Below are 18,749 nucleotides of genomic sequence, written 5' to 3' on the forward strand. Positions count from 1 at the left end.
CCCCCCCCCCCCCCCCCCCCCCCCCCCCCCCCCCCCCCCCCCCCCCCCCCCCCCCCCCCCCCCCCCCCCCACCCCCCACCCCCCCCCCCCCCCCCCCCCCCCCCCCCCCGCGCGCGGCGCGCCCGCCCCCCCCGCGGCCTCCGTCCAGGGGTCATGGGCGTGAATTCGGCCGGGGCGAGCCAGAGTCCGGCCATGTCAAGACTCGGTCTCTAAGCGATTGGGTTTTGACCTTACCGGTACTCGAAGATCGACCTGAAAATTCCGGGCGCGATCACCGACAGCGGATTGACGTCCAGTTTGGGCTTGTTGGCATTGCCCCTGAGCCGGTAAGTCACGCCGATCAGCCCGCGATCACGGCCATTGCCGAGCAACGCGCCGAACAGCGGCAGTTCGCCAAAGATGCGATTGATGCCGTAGACCGGCATGAAGGTGCCGGTCATGTCCATGTTGTTGTTCCGGTCATAGAGCGTGCCCTGGAAGGTGGTGCCGATGCGCGGGCCGCGCAGCACGCCATTGGCCAGCTTCAGATAGCCGGCGCCCTTTTCGATCTCGGAAAAGCCGCGCTCGAACTTCACTCTCGACGTGTCGATATTGGCTTTGACGGCTTCGTTGAGGCTGCGGCTGTCGCCGGCCGGCGTCGTCGATACGAGCGAGGCGAGTTTCGGCTCGTTGACCACGAAGAAATCATGCGAGTCGACCTGGCCCTTCATCGGCCCATCGCTTGCCCCGGCGAGCGCCAGGGTGATCGAGCCGCCCTCCATATGCTCGTAGATGTTGAGGAACCGCAGGATTGCGCCGGCGTCGGCCGACCGCACGTTGAGGGCGCGCTTGCCGGCGCCGGTCGTATTGCTGATGCTGATGGCAGCACCCGAACTTGCCGTGGCGCTCACCTTGAGCCCATTCACCCTCGAGCCGGCGGCGCTGTAGTCGAGCTTCAGGTTCGACAGCGTCTCGTTGTGGAAGCCGGTCAGCGAATTGACGTCGGCGCTGACCGAAATCGCGTCGGAGCCCGTGGCCTTGGTGGCGGTGTCGACATCGGACGTGAATTGCTTGATCAGCGAGCGCGCGTCCAGCGCGCTGCCGCTGATGTCGATCGCGTAGCCCTTGCCCGATCGTTTCACCGAAACGGCAACGTTGTCTCCCCGGTTCAGCTTGACGTTGCTGAACCGCGCTGAGGACAGGGCGCCTTTGACCAGCACCACGCCGCCATCGATCGAAAAGGTCTTTCCATCCAGGTCGAAGTCGGACAGCGTCGTGGTGTCGCCGGATTTGGCCATGGCAAATGTGACATTGGCTGGAATGCCGGGGCCCTTGCTCCAGCCTGCCCAGGGAATGTCCAGCCTGGCATTGGTCAGGTCCGCCGAAACAGTCTGGTTGCCCGTGCCGCTCTTGTCGATCTCAACCTTGACGGTTCCGGAAAGCAGTTCCGACAGGCCAGGCATGGCGGCGGCACGTATCTTGTCGTCGAGCATCAGCGCCACTTTCCGGCTGCGTGGCGGTCCGCCGTCCCTGAGCGGCTCGATCAGGTCGAGTTCGGCTGGAATGCCGTTGAGCAGCGCCTTGGCCGATATCACAGCCTTCTCGCGTTCGACCGTGATCGAACCATCCGCGTCCGTCACCGTCTGGTCTTCGAACGGCTTGCCCAGCGAAAGGTCTTTGTAATCGAGCGTCACCAGCCAATCGAGTTTCGAGCTGTCGACGCCTGACTGCAGCGGAATATCCGCCTTGACGTGGCCGGTCACCGTGCCGGACAGGTCGTCCGGCAGCAGGCCGACATGGCGCATGGCATTGATCGGCTCGTAGGAGGCGAGCTCGGCGATTGCGGACGCCTCCCCGGCAACATCGATATCGAGCGCGCCGATCACCGGCGGGCGGTTCGCCGCCTTGATCGTCATCGTGCCGTTGCTTGCCGCCACCGTGCGGCCGCTGGCCATATAGACGCTGCCCGAGGACAAGGCGATGTCGACGTCATTACCGTGGAATTCGACGACGCCGACGGCATCGCGTATCGGCGGAATGCGACCGGCCGTATCGAATCGCGATCCTTCGACCTGGAACCGGCCGAATATCTCATCCGATGAAAGCGGGATGCCGTTGCCAAGGCGCCCGGGCACGACCTGGAACTGCAGGCTGGCGTCGACGACGCGGCCGCCGAACAGGTTTTTCAGCACCCACAGGCGAGCGTTTCGCGCCGAAAACCAGGGCCACAACTGCTTCACATGCGAGACCGGCATGTCGTGGACGTTGAAGGCTACAGATATGCCCGGCACCTTTCCCCTGGCGAACTCGATAGAAGCCGTGCCCAGCGCCTCGCTGGCGGACCCGGATCTGATCCCGATCTGCTCGGCCACGAGCTTGCGGCTGCGGGTCTGGTAGACGCCGGCCACCCGGGCGATGAAATCGAGCGCAGGTTCGGAGGATTCCGAAGGCGCCAGCGTCGAGCCGTCGCTGGTCAGGTCGTAGCGATAGGACGGCTCCTCGCCCGCTGTTCCAGTCGCCGGCTTCGGCCCGATCGAACCGGCGAACTCGAATGTCGAGCGACCGGTCCTCACTTGCAGCCGGTCCACCTGGAGCTTGTTGGCGCCGGCGACAAGCGTCGCAGCGAGATCGACGTCGGCTGGAAGCGAGCCACGCGTGCCAAGATCGAGCACGGCACCGGCGAACGACAACGAGGCCGTCAGCTGCGACGCGTTCTCGCCGGATCCTTCCGATCCCGCCAGCTTCAAGGCAATCGCGCCAAGCGTCCCGCCCGGCGCTGCCGCAGCCTGGTCAAGCTGCGCTATCTCGACGCTGGCATCCAACGCCGTCACGCGCCGCGTCGTCGTATCGCGGCTGGCTGAGGCGGCGATGGTGAGTGCCCTGCCGTCGACGGCCGCGTCGGATGAAAACTCCATGCCGCCCGGCCCCGACTGCGCAACGGTAGCATCCGCGATCCTGACCAGTTTGACCAACCCGGCCTCGGGCTGAACGAGGTCGACATTGCGCAGCTCGATCCGGCGCATCTGCTCCTCGCGCACCGCATCGAGCGCGTGACCGATGCTGGCAAAGACCGTGCCGGCCAGCCTGTCCGGATCGATGAGGCCGTCATCATTGCGCAGCGCCGCCGTCCAGTCGCCACCCGACGGCAGCGCCGACATCACGATGCGCGCGTCGGAGATCCTGGCGCTGGTAAGCCGCAGCTCGCCCGAAAGCAGCGGTATCAGCCTTACGCCGAAGCGGACACGCCCGGCATCGGCCAGCGGCTTGCCGTCGGCGGTCTTGAGGCTGACGTCGCTGACCTGCAGCGCAATGAAGCTTGATCCGTCGAGCGTGAGACGGGCCGGCCCGACCGCGACGTCGAGGTCGACGCCGGCCAATTTCTCGATGGCCGTTTCCGCCTCGGCCCGCAGCCGCTCGGTGCCGAAGCCGGACATGCCGATCGCATAGACAGCGGCGGTGGCCAGCAGCACAAGGGCCAAAAGGCCGGCAAACAGCCGCGCAAGAATACCAACGCCGCGGCCCTGGCCGAGCGGCGGTATGCGGCACGCGGACGGGAAGGCCCCCAGGTCGGTGATTTCATCACGCCTGAATCTGATCTTCTCGTGCTGCGGCTGCTCCTGATCCACACAATTTTCCGTTGAGCGAACTCGACCGTGGACGACTCCCGGTGCGACAATATATCGATGAGGCTTCGCGCGTAACCACAAACAAGGGCATCGATATGGCTGATCTCGACGTCGGCGACGTTGCGCCGCAGTTCGACCTTCCCCGCGACGGCGGCGGATCGCTCAGCCTCGCGTCATTGCGGGGAAAGCCGGTCGTGCTTTACTTCTATCCGCAGGACGACACCACCGGCTGCACCAATGAGGCGATCGGCTTTTCGCAGTTGAAGCCAGAATTCGAAAAGCTCGGCGCTGTCGTGATCGGCCTGTCGCCGGACAGTGTCCGAAAACACGACAAATTCAAGTCGAAATACGATCTGACCGTCGACCTCGTCGCCGACGAGGAGCGCAAGGTGATCGAAGCCTATCATCTGTGGGTCGAGAAGCAGCTCTATGGCCGCCGCTATATGGGCGTCGAGCGCGCAACGTTCCTGATCGGCAGCGACGGACGGATCGCCCGGATCTGGCGAAACGTTCGCGTCAAAGGCCATGTCGAGGCGGTGCTGGAGGCCGTGCGCGCGCTTTGACGTCGATTTCGGGACGTCAATTTCGGCTGTGGCCTGAACCGTGTGAAGCACGGGCGCCGAAGCAATCCGGCTGCAACCCATGGGCTGCAAGCTGGGCGCCAGCAACCGACCGTTAACCTTAATGATGTGTAATCGGGCTTGTCGTTGGTGTCGTAACGAAAGCTTGGTCCTGTGAACGTAGCCAGTCAGTCAACGGTCTTTGGCAGGCGCAATGAGCCCCACACGGTCATTATCGCCCGGGGCAACGAGATCAGGCATTTCACCATACGGCCATGGCTTGCCGCATTTTGCGGCTCGGCGCTGGCGGCGATGGCGATAGGCTATCTGCTGGCGACCTCCTATCTCGTGCTGCGCGACGACCTGATCGGCGCGACCACGGCACGGCAGGCGCGCATGCAGCAGGCCTATGAGGACCGCATCTCCGCACTGCGCGCCCAGGTCGACCGGATCACCAGCCGTCAGCTGCTCGACCAGCAGCTCATGGAAACCAAAGTTGGCGAGTTGCTGGAACGACAGACCCAGCTCAGCCTGCGCCATGGCCGCCTCGGCCCACTCCTCGAACGCGCCGAGAGCGACGTCGGAACGCCGCCTGCCGCAGGCCCGGCTGCGTCCGCCATGCCGGATAGACGCGCCGAGGTGACCGACGCCCAGCCGCCGGCCTATGCGGTTGCCAGCGCCGGCGCCAACCTTGGCGCTGGTGACACCAGGCCGTTCTCGCTGTGGTCGACCCGCTCCGATCCGCTGCCGAGTGACACGGCGGCCGATCGTGCCGACAGGCTGTTCGTGTCGATCAACGCCGCGCTCAAGGCCATAGAGAGCCAGCAGCTCACCCGCATCGCCACGCTTGCCGACAACGCCTACAAAAACGCCGATGCGATTTCTCAGGCGCTCGACGCGGCGGGCCTGCCGGTCGACGGCGATTTCGGCAAGAGCGATGCCGGCGGTCCGCTGATACCACTCGACAGTTCGATGACGTTCGACAGCAAGGTAAGGGAACTCGACGAGGCGCTGGACGCGCTCGACCGGCTGAAGACGGAGGCGCGACGGCTGCCGCTCGCCAACCCCGCGCCCGGCCGCTCGGTCACCAGCCCGTTCGGCGTGCGCCCCGATCCGCTCCTCGGCACCGCCGCGCTGCATTCGGGGATGGATTTCAGGGCGCCGACCGGAATGCCTGCCAAGGTCACGGCGCCCGGCGTCGTCGTCAAGGCCGGCTGGAACGGCGGCTACGGCCGCATGGTCGAGGTCGACCATGGCAATGGCTTTGCGACGCGCTATGGGCATCTCAGCAAAATCGACGTGACCGTCGGCAAGCGGCTCAATGCCGGCGACGTCATCGGCAAGACCGGCAGCAGCGGCCGCTCGACCGGCCCACATCTGCATTACGAGATCCGCCACCATGGCGAGGCCATCGACCCGCTGCGCTTCCTGAGGGTCGGCAAGAAGGTCGCGCGGTATCTTTAGTGGCTGCAGGGGTGCATCTGGCACGTCGTAGGCTTTTCGGACGTCGGTGCAGGACCTTTTCGATGCTGGCGGAACAGCGCCCCCCTCTGTCCTGCCGGACATCTCCCCCCACAAGGGGGGAGATTGGCCGTCCCCTCGGCCTTCGCCAATTTTCAACATTCAAGAAAGGGCACTGTCGCCGAAGCGGCAGGACAGAGGGGGGCGCGAAGGAACGCCGGATTCTTTTTGAATTCCATTTGACTGAATAAATATTCGGTGCCACCCTCTTGTCTCCCAGGGATGCAAGACATGGCACTGCGGGGGACCAATCAGGAGTTTGGGCGGCCTTACAACAGGCGTATCGTCCTTGAGTCCATCCGCCTTCACGGTCCGATCGCCCGCGGCGACATTGCCAAGCGGGTCGGGCTCACCGTTCAAACGGTCTCGACCATCGTTCGCGAGCTGGAAGAACACGGCTACGTTCTGTCGATGCGCGAAGAGCCGCGAGGGCGCGGGCTGCCTCCGGCGACCCTGCGGATCAACCCGGAGGGCGGCTATGCCGTCGGCATCCACGTCACTCCGCTGGGTATCAATGCCGCGCTGATCAATTTGAGCGGCGACGTGATCGAGAGCGCCTACCGCGAGGCCCCCAACGCAACGCCCGACCATGCCTTCGATCTGATCGGCGCGATGGTGCTTGAATTGACCGGACTGCGGCCGGGCGGTCGCGTTCTCGGCATCGGCATGGCGCTGCCCGGCCCTTTCGGCGTGGAGTCGATGAGCTTTGTCGGCCCGACGACGATGACCGGCTGGAAGGACGTGGCGCTTCGGGAACGGCTGGAGGCCTCGACCGGGCTGCCCGCGTTTTTCGAGACCGATATGGCGGCCGCGGCAATGGGCGAGCGCCTCTATGGCCTCGGGATCGGGTATTCCGAATACTACTATCTTTATTTCGGTGTCGGTCTTGGCGGCGTCATGGTCCATGACGGAAGCGCGCTACGCGGCGCCTGGGGAAATGCCGGCGAAATCGGGCACATCCCTGTCGTGCCGGGCGGCGCGCCGTGCCCCTGCGGCAATCGCGGCTGCCTCGAACGATACCTCTCGCTCGAGGCGCTGCAGCGCCGGAACATCAGCGACGCCGATTGGGTTGACGAAGTCGGGCCGATCTTCCGCAACGCCATCACCATCGTCGAGAACCTGTTCGATCCCGAAACCATCATCCTCGGCGGACTGGCGTCCACCGATCTGCTTGAACGGCTGGCCGGTTCGGCTGCCAGGCTTGCCAACTCGATCTCGGCGCGAAGCGACCGCACGGCGCCGCGTGTCACCGTCGCACGCGGCGGCCAGCATGCGGTGCTGCGCGGGGCCGCCGCACTTGCCGTCTCAGGCGTGCTTTCGCCGCGCTTCGGCCAGATATTCACCGCCGAGCGCGAACGCGGGCGAGATATACTGCAAGGCAAGGGGATCGCGGCATGAGCGGAGCTCAGCCTGGCATGAGCCAACCCCTGCTGGTGCTCGACAATGTCACCAAGAATTTTGGCGCGATCGAAGCGCTCAAGGGCATCAGCTTCTCGATCGGCAAAGGCGAGGTGGTGGCGCTTCTGGGCGACAATGGCGCCGGCAAATCGACGCTGGTCAAGATCATCGCCGGCGGCCTGGAGCCGACCTCCGGCCGCATGCTGTTCGAGGGCAAGGAATTCCTCGCCAAATCTCCCGCCGAGGCCAAGGCGGCTGGGATCGAGACCGTCTACCAGGACCTCTCGCTTTGCACCAATGTCGACGTGGTGGCCAATTTCTTCATGGGCCGCGAGATCACCAGGAAATTCCTTGGCGTTCGCGTGCTCGACGAACCGGCCATGGAGCAGGTGGTCGAAAAGGCCTTGGCCAGCGCCGGCACCCGCATCCCTTCGCTCAGAACCAATGTCGAGCATCTCTCGGGCGGCCAGCGGCAGGCCATCGAACTCAATCGATTCGTGCATTTTGGCGGCAAGCTCGTGCTTCTCGACGAGCCGTTCGCAGCACTCGGTGTCGAGCAGACGCGGCGCGGCCTCGACATGATCCGCCAGGTGGCGAGGCAAGGCATCGGCGTCGTCATCATCACCCATATCATGCAGCAGGCCTTCCAGGTCGCCGACCGGATCGTGGTGATCCGGCAAGGCGTCGTGGCCGGCGATGTCGCGCGCAACAAGACAAGTCCCGACGCGGTGATCGACATGATCACCGGAGAGACGCTCGCCGGTGCCGGACCGGCAGGCTGAGGGACAAAATGAGGGGTCCGGCGCAAGAGGAGCGAACGACATGAAGAAAATACTTCTTTCCGTCTTCGGTATCCTGGCACTGGCCTTTGCCACGCTCACGCCGGCATTCGCCCAGTCCAACGGCACCGTCTACTACCTGGTGCCGACATTGCTCGACGAATTCCAGACCGGCTCGGTGAGCGCTCTGGAGATGTTCCTGAAGCAGGTCGGCTACGAGATGAAGACGCTGAACGCCGACAACAAGACCGACGCTCAGCAATCGCAGATGAACGACGTCATTGCGCTCAAGCCGTCGGCGATCATTCTTGCCGCCGTCGATTTCAATGCGTTGAAGCCGTCGATCGAGGCCGCCCGCGCCGCCGGCATCCCGGTTGTCGAGTTCGATCGCCAGATCACCTCGACGCCATCCGATTTCACCTCGGTGGCGGGAACGGTCGAGATCGGCCAGATTGCCGCCGATCAGGCCGAGAAGCTTTTGAAGGCGAAGCATGGATCGGTGAAAGGCAAGATCCTCCAGGTGCTTGGCGATCCTGGCGACCCCTACACGCTCGACATCCAGAAGGGTTTCGAGGAGAAGATGAAGGCGTTCCCGGACGTCAAGATCATCTCGGTTCCGGCCATGCAATGGGCGGCGGATGCAGCCGGAACCATCGTCAACGACCAGATGCTCGCCAACCCGGATATCGACCTGATCTTCAGTCACGCCGCGCATCTCTCGGTCGCTGCCGTCGCCTCGCTCGAGGCCGCCGGCAAGAAACCGGGCGACGTCATGCTGATGAGCTCGAACGGCGCGCCGGTCGGCCTCGACCTGATCCGCAAGGGCTGGCTCAACGTCGAAGTCGAGCAGCCGCTCTACGCTCAGGCCGCCGCCGTCGCCATGTTCATGGACAAGGTCGTCAACAAGCAGGAGATCAAGCCGGGCGAGTACGATGTGCTCGGCCTGAAGTCGGCCGTGACGATTGAAGCCTGGGGACCGAACATCAAGATCCCCGGCGCTGCGATCACCAAGGAAAACGTCGACAACCCGGCCTTCTGGGGCAACATGAAGCCGCCCTCGGGCACCGTGAAGCCGGTCGAGTAGCAAAGTCGCCCAAGGCTCCGGGCCGCGCCGGCCCGGAGCTCAGCCGGCACGTTCGAACGACGCGCAAGTCAAGCTGCAGAAGTTTTTCAATCCGCGCGTGATCCCTAAAATCGAATTGGTTTCGGGGTCATGCGCCAGCCGGATCAGCATATGAATCCCCGCACGCGCCGCGCCCTCGAGTTCGTCCTCAACAACCTCGTCTGGTTCATGCTGGTCTTCGTGCTGGTGGTCTTCTCCATCTCCATTCCGAACTATTTCCAGCTCGGCATCTTCGCCAACATCATCGAGGCGTCGAGCGTGCTTGGCGTCATGTCGATCGGCCTGGCGCTGGTCATCATCACCGGTCACATGGACCTGTCGGTCGAATCCGTGGCGGCGCTCAGTGCCATGGCGGTCGGCATCCTGTTCTGCTCGGCAGGTATCGGCCTTGGCGTTCAATTGCACCCGGAATGGCTGATGGTTCCGGTTTCGCTGCTGATCGCCCTTGCTGTCGGCAGCATCATCGGCGCCGTCAACGGCTACCTGGTCGTCAAGGTGAAGATGAGTGCCTTCATCATCACGCTGGCGTCCTACATCTGGGTGCGCGGCCTCGTGCTGGTCATTTCCGGCGGCCGCTCGGCACAGGACCTTGCGCCAGCAATCCGCTGGTTCGGCATTCAGCGCCTGCTTGGCCTGCCGCTCACCGCCTGGATCGCGATTGCGTGTTTCGTGGTCTTCTCGCTGATCATGGCCAAGACCCCCTTCGGCAGGCACTTGGTCATGATCGGCGGCAACGAGACCGCAACCTTCCGCGCCGGCATCCGCGTCAACCGCAACCTCGTCATCGCCTTCGTTCTCGCCGGCGCCATCGCCGGCCTTGCCGGCTGGCTGCTGGCGATCCGCACCTCCGGCGCCACCGCCAACCTCGGCGTCGGCCTGCTGTTCAACGCCTTCGCCGCCGTCGTCATCGGCGGCGTCAGCCTTAAGGGTGGCGTCGGCACCCTGCCCGGCGTCTATGCCGGCGTGCTGTTGTTGTCGGCCATCAACACGGCGATCAACCTCATGGGCCTGCCGGCCAACTTCACCCAGGTGATCCATGGCCTGCTGGTGCTTGCCGCCGTGCTGCTCGACGCGTTCAAGCAAACCATCCGCCAAAGACTGGCATGAGAGGGGGGCTGGCATGACCGGGCGTCCACAGATCGGAAGACTTTCGGACAAGGTCGCGCTGATCGTCGGCGGCGCCCGCGGCATCGGCAAGGGCATCGCACAGCGCTTTGCCGAAGAAGGCGCCAAGCTGGTGCTGGCGGATACCGAGGTCGAAGCCGGGCAAGCGGCCGCGGACGAAGTCGGCGCTGCCTTCATCCGCACCGACATCTCGCAGATGGCCGATGCCGAGGCCGCCGTAGCACTGGCGCTCGACCATCACGGCCGTCTCGACATCATGGTCCAGAATGCCGGCATCTATCCCTGGCAATTGCTGGAAAACACCAGCCCGGAGGATTGGGACCGTGTCATGGCGGTCAATTTGCGCGGCAGCTTCAATGCCGCCCGGGCCGCGCTCGTTCCGATGAAGGCGCAGCACTTTGGCCGCATGCTGTTCACCTCCTCGATCACCGGCCCGCACGTCACCAGCCCCGGTCACGGCCACTATTCGGCGACCAAGGCCGGCATCAACGGCCTGATCCGTTCGGCCGCTCTCGAATTCTCGGGCTACGGCATCACCGTCAACGGCGTCGAGCCCGGCAACATCCTCACCGAAGCCATCCAGCTGCATCGCGGCGCCGCCTATATCAAGAACATGGAGGACTCCATCCCGCTCGGCCGCCTCGGCAGCCCGCGCGACGTGGCCAATGCCTTCCTGTTCCTGGCTTCGGACGACGCCAGCTACATCACCGGCACGACCATCATCGTCGATGGCGGGCAGCTGCTGCCCGAAGGCAAGGACTTCCGGCTGCTTCCGCCATGATCCGCGCCCGATAAACTCGATTCGCCGCCCAATACTTCAACATCGGTTTACCCGAAGCTGGTAACAGCAACGACGCTCGTTTTCATGATCAAGCAAAGGGTCTGCCTTGCCGCAGCGTTACAGCTCTCCTTTCGACCACCACCGGAGCGAGTGCAATTGTAGATTGCATAGCTGCGGGCAGTTGCCGTTCGCGGCGATGGCCAATGGGGAGCCGGGCCTTGCCATGGTCTGGAAACGCGGGGACTCCGGTGCCGGGAGCCGGGCTTGAGCGTCATTCGCGCCCTGGAAAGTGCCGATGTTCCGGCAGTCGCAGGCATGTTTCAACTTGTGCTGCGCAAGGAGCGGACCGAAGCGCCGGCCGCGCTCATCGACTATATGAGACGGTTTTATCTGGAGGCGCCGGGTTGCGGAGGCGATCTCCGGTCGCTTGTCCATGTCAACGACGCCGGCCGCGTCTCCGGGTTCGTCGGCGTTCACGTGTTGCCGATGCAATTCAACGGCCGGCAATTACGCGCCGCCATCTGCAGCTCGCTCATGGTCGAGGATCATGAGCGCGACCCGATGGCCGGCGCCCGCTTGTTGAAGGCTTATCTGGATGGTCCGCAGGATATCTCGTTCAGCGAGACCGCCAACGATATTTCCACAAAATTGTGGACCCGGTTGCGCGGCGTTGTCCTGCCGCAATACAGTCTCGACTGGGTGCGCGTGATGCGGCCGTCGAGCTTTGTGCTCAGCCTTTCCGCCAGTCGCATGAAATCTGTCCGAATGCTCAATCCGTTTGCGCATGCAATCGACCGGTTTTATTGCCGGCAAATGAAGTCCAGCGAACGACGCTGGTCCGGGGTGGCGGCGGACGGGGCAGGTCATGGCGCTTTTCGGACATCCCAAATCGACAGCGACGCATTTGCCAGGCTCGTCGAACCGTTGACCGCCCAGTTCGCCCTGCGCCCGAGTTGGGCGGAAGGCCAGCTTGATCATATGCTGACCGATGCGGCACAAAGGCCGGATCTGGGCGAGCTTGTCTACGTTTCCGTGGCATCGCCGGTCGGCACCAATGTCGGCGCATTCGCCTATCACGCGCAGGCGGGTGACATCGGCCGCGTGCTGCAGATCCTCGCCCTCCCCGGCCAAGCGGGTTCCGTCATCGACTGCCTGATCGATGATGCCGCCGTACGCGGCGTCAGCGGCCTGCGCGGACGCATTCAACCCGCACTTCTGGAAGCAATGCTTGGGCGACGCATCGCTTTCCTGACCGTTGCCTCGACCGTGGTGCATTCACGCGATCCAGAGCTTCTGGATGCCATGAAGAACTCGCAAGCTTTCCTGAACGGGCTTGCGGGCGAGCAGTGGAGCCGGCTGGGTCACTTCACCTGAAGCGTTCAGGCCTTTGCCTTCGCTCAGCTGTCAGGAGCTTGTTGACTATGCCAAAGTCGGTCACGAATGCCCTGCGATATGTTCGACAAGGCGAGGTGCTTCCTCGGCGATCGCCAGGATGATGCCTGACTTGCGTGTGGAGGCGAAGTCCAGCCCTGCGAAGTAAAGGCCCGGCAGGGCGGCCACGCCATCCGCGTGAACAGGCTGTCCCGCGCTGTCGAGCGCACCGGGAAGCCTCATCCAACTGAAATCGCCCTTAAAGCCCGTGCACCACACCACGCTCGTTACGCCGGAGCGGGAGAGATCGAGCGAACCGATCGTCGGGTTCGGCTGACGCATCGCGACCGTCTCCGCCGGGTCGGGCTCCGCAACCGGTGCATCGATCCCCATGCGGCTGATATAGTCGTCGACATGGCGTCTGACATTTTCGGAGGCTTCATCCGCAAAGCGGGCATTCGCTTCGAGATCGTCGGCAAACGAGAGGCTGCCGGCATCCTCGATGCCGGTGAGACGCCCAAGCAGCACGACACCCTGCGCGCTCAGCGCCTGAAGGCTTATCGTACGCGTCGACCCGAGCACGCCACGCGGCGGGATGCGTCCCGCAAGTCGAATGACCTCCTCCCGGCGCACGTCGAGAAACCCGCTTTCGAGCAGCCAGACCATGATGTCGCGGCCCCGGTAGCGCCGTGGAAGCCGTCCGACACGACTGGTCGCAAGGAAGACCGTTTGACCCGCGTCCGCCAATTCCTCCGCGATCTGGGCACCCGATTGGCCGCTTCCGACCACCAGCACCGCTCCATCGGGCAGATCGGCAGCGCTGCGGTAGCCGGAAGCGTCGATCTGGCGGAGAGCGGGCGACAACGCGGCGGCCCAGACCGGGCGCACCGGACAATTCAGGCTGCCGCTTGCGACGATCACATTGCGCGCCCAACGCGTGCCGTGTGAGGTGGTCAGCCGATAGGCGCCATTCTCGTGCGTGAGTTCGCTTACCGCAGTATCCGGTTCGATCGGCAGCGCGTTGCGCCCGGCGAAATCCTCAAGGAGAGTGACGAACTGATCGCGCGTCAGGGCACCATCCGGATCCGGACCGTCATAGCAATCGCCCGGCATGACGGTCTGCACGTTGGGAGTATTCATCCGAAATAAGTCCCATCGCTGTGTGCGCCAGGTCTCTCCTATGCGGCCCCGCTCCAATACGCTGTGGCGCAGCCCCCGTCGCGCCAGCCAATAGCTGACACCCAGGCCGGCCCAGCCGGCCCCGATGACGACAGCATCGAGAACATCGCCGCCATCGGTCATTTGCTGCGGTGATCTCATAATCGCCCCCCGGCAATCTCGCCGCGCAGCATTAAGCCCTGTCCACGGCAACTAGTCCAGCACCGCCGATTTCCGTCCGGCTGGCCGAGCGCATTCAAGACGGACAGGCGGAACATCGGTCACCCTGAAGCGCTCGCCGTGGCCAGGTTGGAGAAGCAGGTCAGGTATCGACTTCCTCGACCTCATCAACGAGTTGCGGGCGCAGGTGCAGGTAGCGCGTTGCCTTGCGTTTGGCGGCGATGTCGGCCCAGACGCGTTCCACCTGCGAGGCGTCCAGTCCTGCCGCCTGCCCCACCACTTCGGCAGCCACGCCGTTGTTGAGGCCGCAAAGGCAAAGATCCATGCGGTCATAGGGAAGCGAGAAGTAGAACTCCTCCTGCGTCTGCGCCAGCGAGTAGGTATCGGTGGTCGGCGGCCGATTGCGGATTTCCTCGGGGACGCCGAGATAGGCCGCCAGCGCATAGACCTGCGTTTTGTAGAGGTGGGCGATCGGCTTGACGTCCGCCGCGCCGTCACCGTTCTTGACGAAGAAGCCCTGATCGTATTCCAGCCGGTTGGGCGTTCCGAGAACGGCGAAGTTCAGCCGGTCGGCATGAAAATATTCGATCTGCTTGCGGGTGCGCTGCTTCATGTTGGTGGCGGCGACGATGCCGAGATAGACCGGCAGCGGCATTCTCAGTTTGGTCTGCTTGCCCCCGGGGTCCTGCACCACCAGCGACGAAATATTGTAGCCCTCATGCTCGAGGGCGTTCGCAATCACGATCTTCGAGGCCCAGCCTTCGCCGTAGTCCGGGACCAATTCGCGGATGAAAGCGTCGCGGCGCTGATAGCAGCCCATGGCGCGCAGGATCGGCCCGATATCCTCCACAATAGAATCGACACCGAAAGTGCCGGCGACAAGCCGGCCGAGCCGCAGACTTTCCGGATCGGAATCGTTTTCCGGCATGAAGAGGCACAGTACATTCTGTGGCCCGACGGCTCGCGCCGCCAACGCCACCGAAACGCTGGAATCGATCCCGCCGGAAAGACCGAGCACCAGGCCGCGCTTGCGAATGCCGCGCAACTGCTGGCGCAAGGCGGTCACGATCCTGTCCGTTTCGGCGCCGGGGTCGATCGCCAGGGCCTGCGCCAGAATGGTCGGCGCGTCATCGCCGGGGCGAACGCTCATTGCGCGGCCTCCATCATCTCCGACGCAAGCCGGCGGCTGACCTTGCCCGTATCCGTCTTCGGCAATTCCAGGCGGAACTCTATGATTTTGGGCACCATGAAATCCTCGAGATGACGGGCGCAGTGGCGCATGACATCCTTTTCGCTGAGCTTCGGGTCCGAGCGTATGACGAGCGCGCCTATCGCATGCCCGAGCAGCGGATCCGGCACGCCGACGACAACGGCCTCGGCGATGCCCGGATGGCCGTGAAGCACGGCTTCCACTTCCTTCGGCGCCACCTTCTCTCCCCGCGTCTTTATGATGTCGTCCTTGCGGCCGACGAAATAGAGAAAGCCGTCCTCATCGGTCCTGAACAGGTCACCGGTGTAGAGGACCTTCTCCCAAGGGTTCGGGCCCGGTCGCAGCGCTCGTTCCGTCGCAGCTTCGTTTCGCCAATAACCCTGCATGACGTGCGGTCCGCGAATGACCAGCTCACCCGCCACACCTGGCGGCACGCTCTGCCCGTTGTCGTCGACGACAAAGGCTTCGGTGTTCGGAATGGCTATGCCGACCGAACCCGGCCGGTGGTCGAGCTCCTCGGGCGGCAGATAGGTGCAGCGCTTGCATTCCGTCTGGCCATACATCGAATACAGCCTGACACCGGGAAAAAGGCAGCGCAGACGTTCGATATGGGCCGGCGGCAAGGCCGCCGCCGTGTTGGAAATATAGCTGACGCTGGGCAGGAAGCCCGGTTCCAGGTCACGCATCTGCAGGATCATCGCTGCCATCGTCGGCACCAGCGGAAGACCGGTGACGCCCTCCTCGCGGATACGCTCAAAGATCGCTTGAGGAAAGGCGAAGGATTTTTCGAGCACGAGCGTGGCGCCGAGCCTGACGGCCATCAGCAATTGATAGAGGCCGTAGTCGAAGGCAAGAGGAAGGACATTCAGAATGATGTCGTCGGACGTGTTGCGCAGATAGGTGGTGATGGAGTCCGCCGCCGCGTCGCAATTGCGGTGCGTCATCATCACGCCCTTGGGCCGGCCGGTTGAGCCCGACGTGTAGATCAGCATCGCCAGATCGACGTCGATGCCGCGGTGGTCGATCTCCCCGGCTTCGAGCGTCAGGCAGTCCGTCAGGGATGCAGCCCCCACCGGGCATTGGCCATCGGCGCCGACGGTCGAAGCCACGAAGATGCCGGTGTTGCCGCCGCAGGCCTCGGCGACCACGGGCATCAGTTTTGCCTGGGTGAGGATCGCGGCAGCGTCGCAATCGGCAAGGATGTAGGCAAGCTTGTCGGCCTTGGTCGATGGGTTGACCGGGATGAAGGTCGCCCCTGCCTTGAGGACGGCGTAAATCGAAACCGCGATCTCCCAGCAATTGTCCATGAAAACGACGACCCGGTCGTTGCGCCTGACGCCGTTCGCGAAAAGCGCAGCGGCAAGGCGGCTCGAGAGATCGTCCAGTTCTTCGTAGCTCAGCCTTTTATGCTCGGTGATCAATGCCGTCTTGGCAGGTTGGGCAGCGGCATTCGCGGCCAGAAAATGTTCGATCCGCACGGAACGCTCCTCGCCGATCGGGCCTAGACTGCCGGCGCTTTCGCCTTGATGAAGGACGAAATACGCTCAATCGAATCCAGGTTGGCCGGCACGATGTCGGTATCGACCATCGCAATACCGAAGGTATCCTCGATGAACGCCACGAGTTCGACCACGGCGGTCGAGTCGATGATGTCGTTCTCGATCAGCGAGGCTGTATCTGCAAGTTCGTAAGACGTGTCGCCGAACAAGAAATTGTCGACGATGAAGGCTCTGACCTTGTCCTTGATTGTTATCATCATCTTTTCCCTTCCCTGGATTCCTCAAGCTGCTCTTGCTGCACTGGCTTCTTGGCCGGTGAAATTCTTCTGCCACAGCTGCGTCGACAGGATGCCGACGAAGGCAGCGTTGTCGCGGAATCCCGACGCTGGCTGCGTGCGGCATTTCTCATGAAGGCTGGCCACCGCCTTGGCGTTGAACAGTCCGCCGGCAGCGATGTTCGCTTCGCTTAAGCAATCACGCACATAGTCCAGTTCCCCGGCTCCAACGAAGGAGCGGGCTTCCGGCGCCCGGTAGGGCTGCTTGGCACGCTCCCCGATCGCGCCGGGAAGCAGATGCCCCGCCGCTTTGCGCAATATGTGCTTTTCGACCAGTCCCTTCAGCTTCATTTCAGGCGGAAGTCTTGCGGCAAATTCCACCAGGCGATGGTCGAGATAGGGAAACCGTCCTTCGATCCCATGCGCCATGGCCATCCGATCGCCTTGGCTGGACAGGATATAGCCCGGCAGCAGGAAGCGGCTTTCGAGATATTGCGCCTGATGCAGCGGGTGCCATAGCGAAAAAGCCTGGGGCAACCAGCTGACCAGTTCCTCGGCCGCATCATAGCCCTTCAACGTCGCGCGCAGGTCACCGGAAAAGAAAATCTTCGCCGCCGCCGTGGTCTTGAAGCGCGGCCGATGCGAGAACAGCGGATCGTCGAGCGCAGCGTTGCCGGCGCCGAAGAACGCCGCTAAATACTCCACGGACTGCTGCTGCAGACCCGGCAGATAGGGATAAAGCCTGCGGAACAGCTGTGGCCTGATGCGCGATGCCGGCTGCCGTGCGCAGAACCGACGCACACGCGCTTCCCTAAAAATATCGTAGCCGGCAAAAACCTCGTCGGCGCCCTCGCCGGTCAGCACCACTTTCAGGCCAGCCTCGCGAACGAGGCCGGACAACTGGTAGAGCGGGGCTGGGGCGGTGCGGATGATCGGCCGCTCGGCAAAGCGGATGACTTCGGGGAAGACGCCGGCGATATCGCCGGCCTGGCAGGCAATGGTTCGGTGCCGGGAGCCAATTGCTGACGCCATCTCGATCTGGAAAGCGCTTTCGTCGTGCTCGGCGCTGTCGAACGTCACCGAAAATGTCTGCAGCTGGAGAGGAGTCATGCCGGCGGCAAGCGCCGAGACCAGGGATGAATCGAGCCCGCCCGAAAGATAAGAACCGACCGGCACGTCGGCGCGCATGCGAAGCCTCACCGCATCGCTCAAAAGCGCCTGCAGTTCCTCGGCCGCATCGTCCTCGTTGGTGAGCTTCGGCGGCGCGTCCCGATGCGGATAGTCGAGGTGCCAATATCGCTTGACCGTGACTTGCCCCGGTGTCGCGATCATCACGCTTGCCGGCTCCAGTTCGTGGATGTTGCGGAAAGCCGTGCGGGGAGCAATCGGCGCCCACAGTGTAAAGATCTGGTCGAGTGCGATCGGATCGATCTCGGCCGAGACGCCGGGAACCTTCAGCAGCGCCTTGATCTCCGACGCGAAGTACAGCACGCCGTCCCTGTTCGTGTAGAACAGCGGCCGGACACCCATCCGGTCTCGGGCAAGCACCATGCGCCGACGCCTGTTATCCCATATCGCGAAGGCGAAATCGCCGTTCAGAAGCGACAGGCAGTCTTCGCCCATCTCGTCATACAGGTGCAGGATGACCTCGGTGTCGCTCGACGTACGGAAGCGCCGGCCCTTGGCGATCAGCCCTTCGCGCAGTTCCAAATAGTTGAAAATCTCGCCGTTGAACGCAATCGTCAAATTGCCTGACACGTCCGACATCGGCTGCTGGCCATCACCGATCCCGATCACCGACAGCCGCGCATGGCCGAGCCCGGCGTCGGCTGCCACAAACTTCCCTTGCTCATCCGGCCCGCGATGGGCGATCGCAGCGATCATCCGCGCAAGCAAAGCTTCCGCATCCCGGATCGACCCGAAATAGCCCCCGAATCCGCACATTGGTTTGACTCATATATCGGTGAGGTAGGAGACATAAGCTTGAATGGTTTCCACAAGCGTTAACCGGATTATTTCGGCCGACACATGGTTAATAATAGCTTAAGCAGCAATCATACTTTCTAAGGAAATGCAACTCTTGGTCGTCCACTTCGTGTGCCAATTAACCTACTCCTAGACATAAGAAAATTAAGGAGTACAAATAGCACAATAGTTTGAGTTC

At 63.4% G+C, this 18,749-nt stretch carries 14 protein-coding genes; 8 read left to right on the plus strand and 6 right to left on the minus strand.

What is annotated here, in order from left to right:
- Positions 1 to 230: 230 nt before the first annotated feature.
- Positions 231 to 3,605 carry a hypothetical protein gene (locus AC0L2K_RS26780; RefSeq protein WP_473523581.1) on the minus strand — a complete coding sequence of 1,125 codons (3,375 nt, stop codon included), beginning with the start codon at positions 3,603 to 3,605 and terminating at the stop codon, positions 231 to 233.
- A 95-nt stretch (positions 3,606 to 3,700) separates the two neighbouring features.
- On the opposite strand from AC0L2K_RS26780, the gene AC0L2K_RS26785 reads away from it, so the two are divergent.
- The 8 genes from AC0L2K_RS26785 (at position 3,701) to AC0L2K_RS26820 (ending at position 12,266) form a co-directional block, all read left to right on the plus strand.
- A complete protein-coding gene (locus tag AC0L2K_RS26785; RefSeq protein WP_287171936.1) occupies positions 3,701 to 4,168 on the plus strand; it encodes a peroxiredoxin in 468 nt (155 codons plus the stop codon).
- Positions 4,169 to 4,339: 171 nt separating this feature from the next.
- Positions 4,340 to 5,629 carry a M23 family metallopeptidase gene (locus tag AC0L2K_RS26790; RefSeq protein ID WP_473523582.1) on the plus strand — a complete coding sequence of 430 codons (1,290 nt, stop codon included), beginning with the start codon at positions 4,340 to 4,342 and terminating at the stop codon, positions 5,627 to 5,629.
- 288 nt (positions 5,630 to 5,917) lie between these two features.
- Positions 5,918 to 7,084, plus strand: coding sequence for an ROK family transcriptional regulator (locus AC0L2K_RS26795; protein ID WP_287237471.1), 1,167 nt, complete (start codon positions 5,918 to 5,920; stop codon positions 7,082 to 7,084).
- Between the two features lie 17 nt (positions 7,085 to 7,101).
- Positions 7,102 to 7,866 (plus strand): ATP-binding cassette domain-containing protein, encoded by a 765-nt coding sequence (locus tag AC0L2K_RS26800; RefSeq protein WP_287237469.1) that lies wholly within the window; start codon positions 7,102 to 7,104, stop codon positions 7,864 to 7,866.
- A 40-nt stretch (positions 7,867 to 7,906) separates the two neighbouring features.
- Positions 7,907 to 8,947, plus strand: coding sequence for a sugar ABC transporter substrate-binding protein (locus tag AC0L2K_RS26805; RefSeq protein WP_473532781.1), 1,041 nt, complete (start codon positions 7,907 to 7,909; stop codon positions 8,945 to 8,947).
- A 150-nt stretch (positions 8,948 to 9,097) separates the two neighbouring features.
- Positions 9,098 to 10,093 carry an ABC transporter permease gene (locus tag AC0L2K_RS26810; RefSeq protein ID WP_287237467.1) on the plus strand — a complete coding sequence of 332 codons (996 nt, stop codon included), beginning with the start codon at positions 9,098 to 9,100 and terminating at the stop codon, positions 10,091 to 10,093.
- Between the two features lie 13 nt (positions 10,094 to 10,106).
- Positions 10,107 to 10,892, plus strand: coding sequence for an SDR family oxidoreductase (locus tag AC0L2K_RS26815; protein WP_031254617.1), 786 nt, complete (start codon positions 10,107 to 10,109; stop codon positions 10,890 to 10,892).
- 264 nt (positions 10,893 to 11,156) lie between these two features.
- A complete protein-coding gene (locus AC0L2K_RS26820; RefSeq protein WP_473532782.1) occupies positions 11,157 to 12,266 on the plus strand; it encodes a hypothetical protein in 1,110 nt (369 codons plus the stop codon).
- 60 nt (positions 12,267 to 12,326) lie between these two features.
- Here the strand turns inward: AC0L2K_RS26820 and AC0L2K_RS26825 are convergent, their stop codons facing one another.
- The 5 genes from AC0L2K_RS26825 to asnB form a co-directional block, all read right to left on the minus strand.
- Positions 12,327 to 13,583: a flavin-containing monooxygenase gene (locus AC0L2K_RS26825; RefSeq protein WP_287237462.1), complete on the minus strand. Its 1,257-nt coding sequence runs from the start codon at positions 13,581 to 13,583 to the stop codon at positions 12,327 to 12,329.
- 160 nt (positions 13,584 to 13,743) lie between these two features.
- A complete protein-coding gene (gene nadE, locus AC0L2K_RS26830; RefSeq protein WP_287237461.1) occupies positions 13,744 to 14,751 on the minus strand; it encodes an NAD(+) synthase in 1,008 nt (335 codons plus the stop codon).
- Entirely contained in the window at positions 14,748 to 16,289 is a 1,542-nt protein-coding gene (locus AC0L2K_RS26835) for a class I adenylate-forming enzyme family protein (protein ID WP_473532783.1), read from the minus strand. Before AC0L2K_RS26835 ends, nadE begins: the two co-directional genes overlap by 4 nt.
- A gap of 23 nt (positions 16,290 to 16,312) precedes the next feature.
- Positions 16,313 to 16,570, minus strand: coding sequence for an acyl carrier protein (locus AC0L2K_RS26840; RefSeq protein ID WP_128246668.1), 258 nt, complete (start codon positions 16,568 to 16,570; stop codon positions 16,313 to 16,315).
- A 21-nt stretch (positions 16,571 to 16,591) separates the two neighbouring features.
- Positions 16,592 to 18,529 (minus strand): asparagine synthase (glutamine-hydrolyzing), encoded by a 1,938-nt coding sequence (asnB, locus tag AC0L2K_RS26845; protein WP_473523584.1) that lies wholly within the window; start codon positions 18,527 to 18,529, stop codon positions 16,592 to 16,594.
- Between the last annotated feature and the right edge of the window lie 220 nt (positions 18,530 to 18,749).

The sequence above is a fragment of the Mesorhizobium sp. WSM4817 genome, assembly GCF_055811135.1.

Bases quoted from the DNA above. Each gene is read 5' to 3' on its own strand.
- nadE (WP_287237461.1), bottom strand. From the start codon at position 14,751: ATGAGCGTTCGCCCCGGCGATGACGCGCCGACCATTCTGGCGCAGGCC.
- AC0L2K_RS26785 (WP_287171936.1), top strand. From the start codon at position 3,701: ATGGCTGATCTCGACGTCGGCGACGTTGCGCCGCAGTTCGACCTTCCC.
- asnB (WP_473523584.1), bottom strand. From the start codon at position 18,529: ATGTGCGGATTCGGGGGCTATTTCGGGTCGATCCGGGATGCGGAAGCT.
- AC0L2K_RS26840 (WP_128246668.1), bottom strand. From the start codon at position 16,570: ATGATGATAACAATCAAGGACAAGGTCAGAGCCTTCATCGTCGACAAT.
- AC0L2K_RS26825 (WP_287237462.1), bottom strand. From the start codon at position 13,583: ATGAGATCACCGCAGCAAATGACCGATGGCGGCGATGTTCTCGATGCT.
- AC0L2K_RS26795 (WP_287237471.1), top strand. From the start codon at position 5,918: ATGGCACTGCGGGGGACCAATCAGGAGTTTGGGCGGCCTTACAACAGG.
- AC0L2K_RS26805 (WP_473532781.1), top strand. From the start codon at position 7,907: ATGAAGAAAATACTTCTTTCCGTCTTCGGTATCCTGGCACTGGCCTTT.
- AC0L2K_RS26800 (WP_287237469.1), top strand. From the start codon at position 7,102: ATGAGCCAACCCCTGCTGGTGCTCGACAATGTCACCAAGAATTTTGGC.
- AC0L2K_RS26810 (WP_287237467.1), top strand. From the start codon at position 9,098: ATGAATCCCCGCACGCGCCGCGCCCTCGAGTTCGTCCTCAACAACCTC.
- AC0L2K_RS26815 (WP_031254617.1), top strand. From the start codon at position 10,107: ATGACCGGGCGTCCACAGATCGGAAGACTTTCGGACAAGGTCGCGCTG.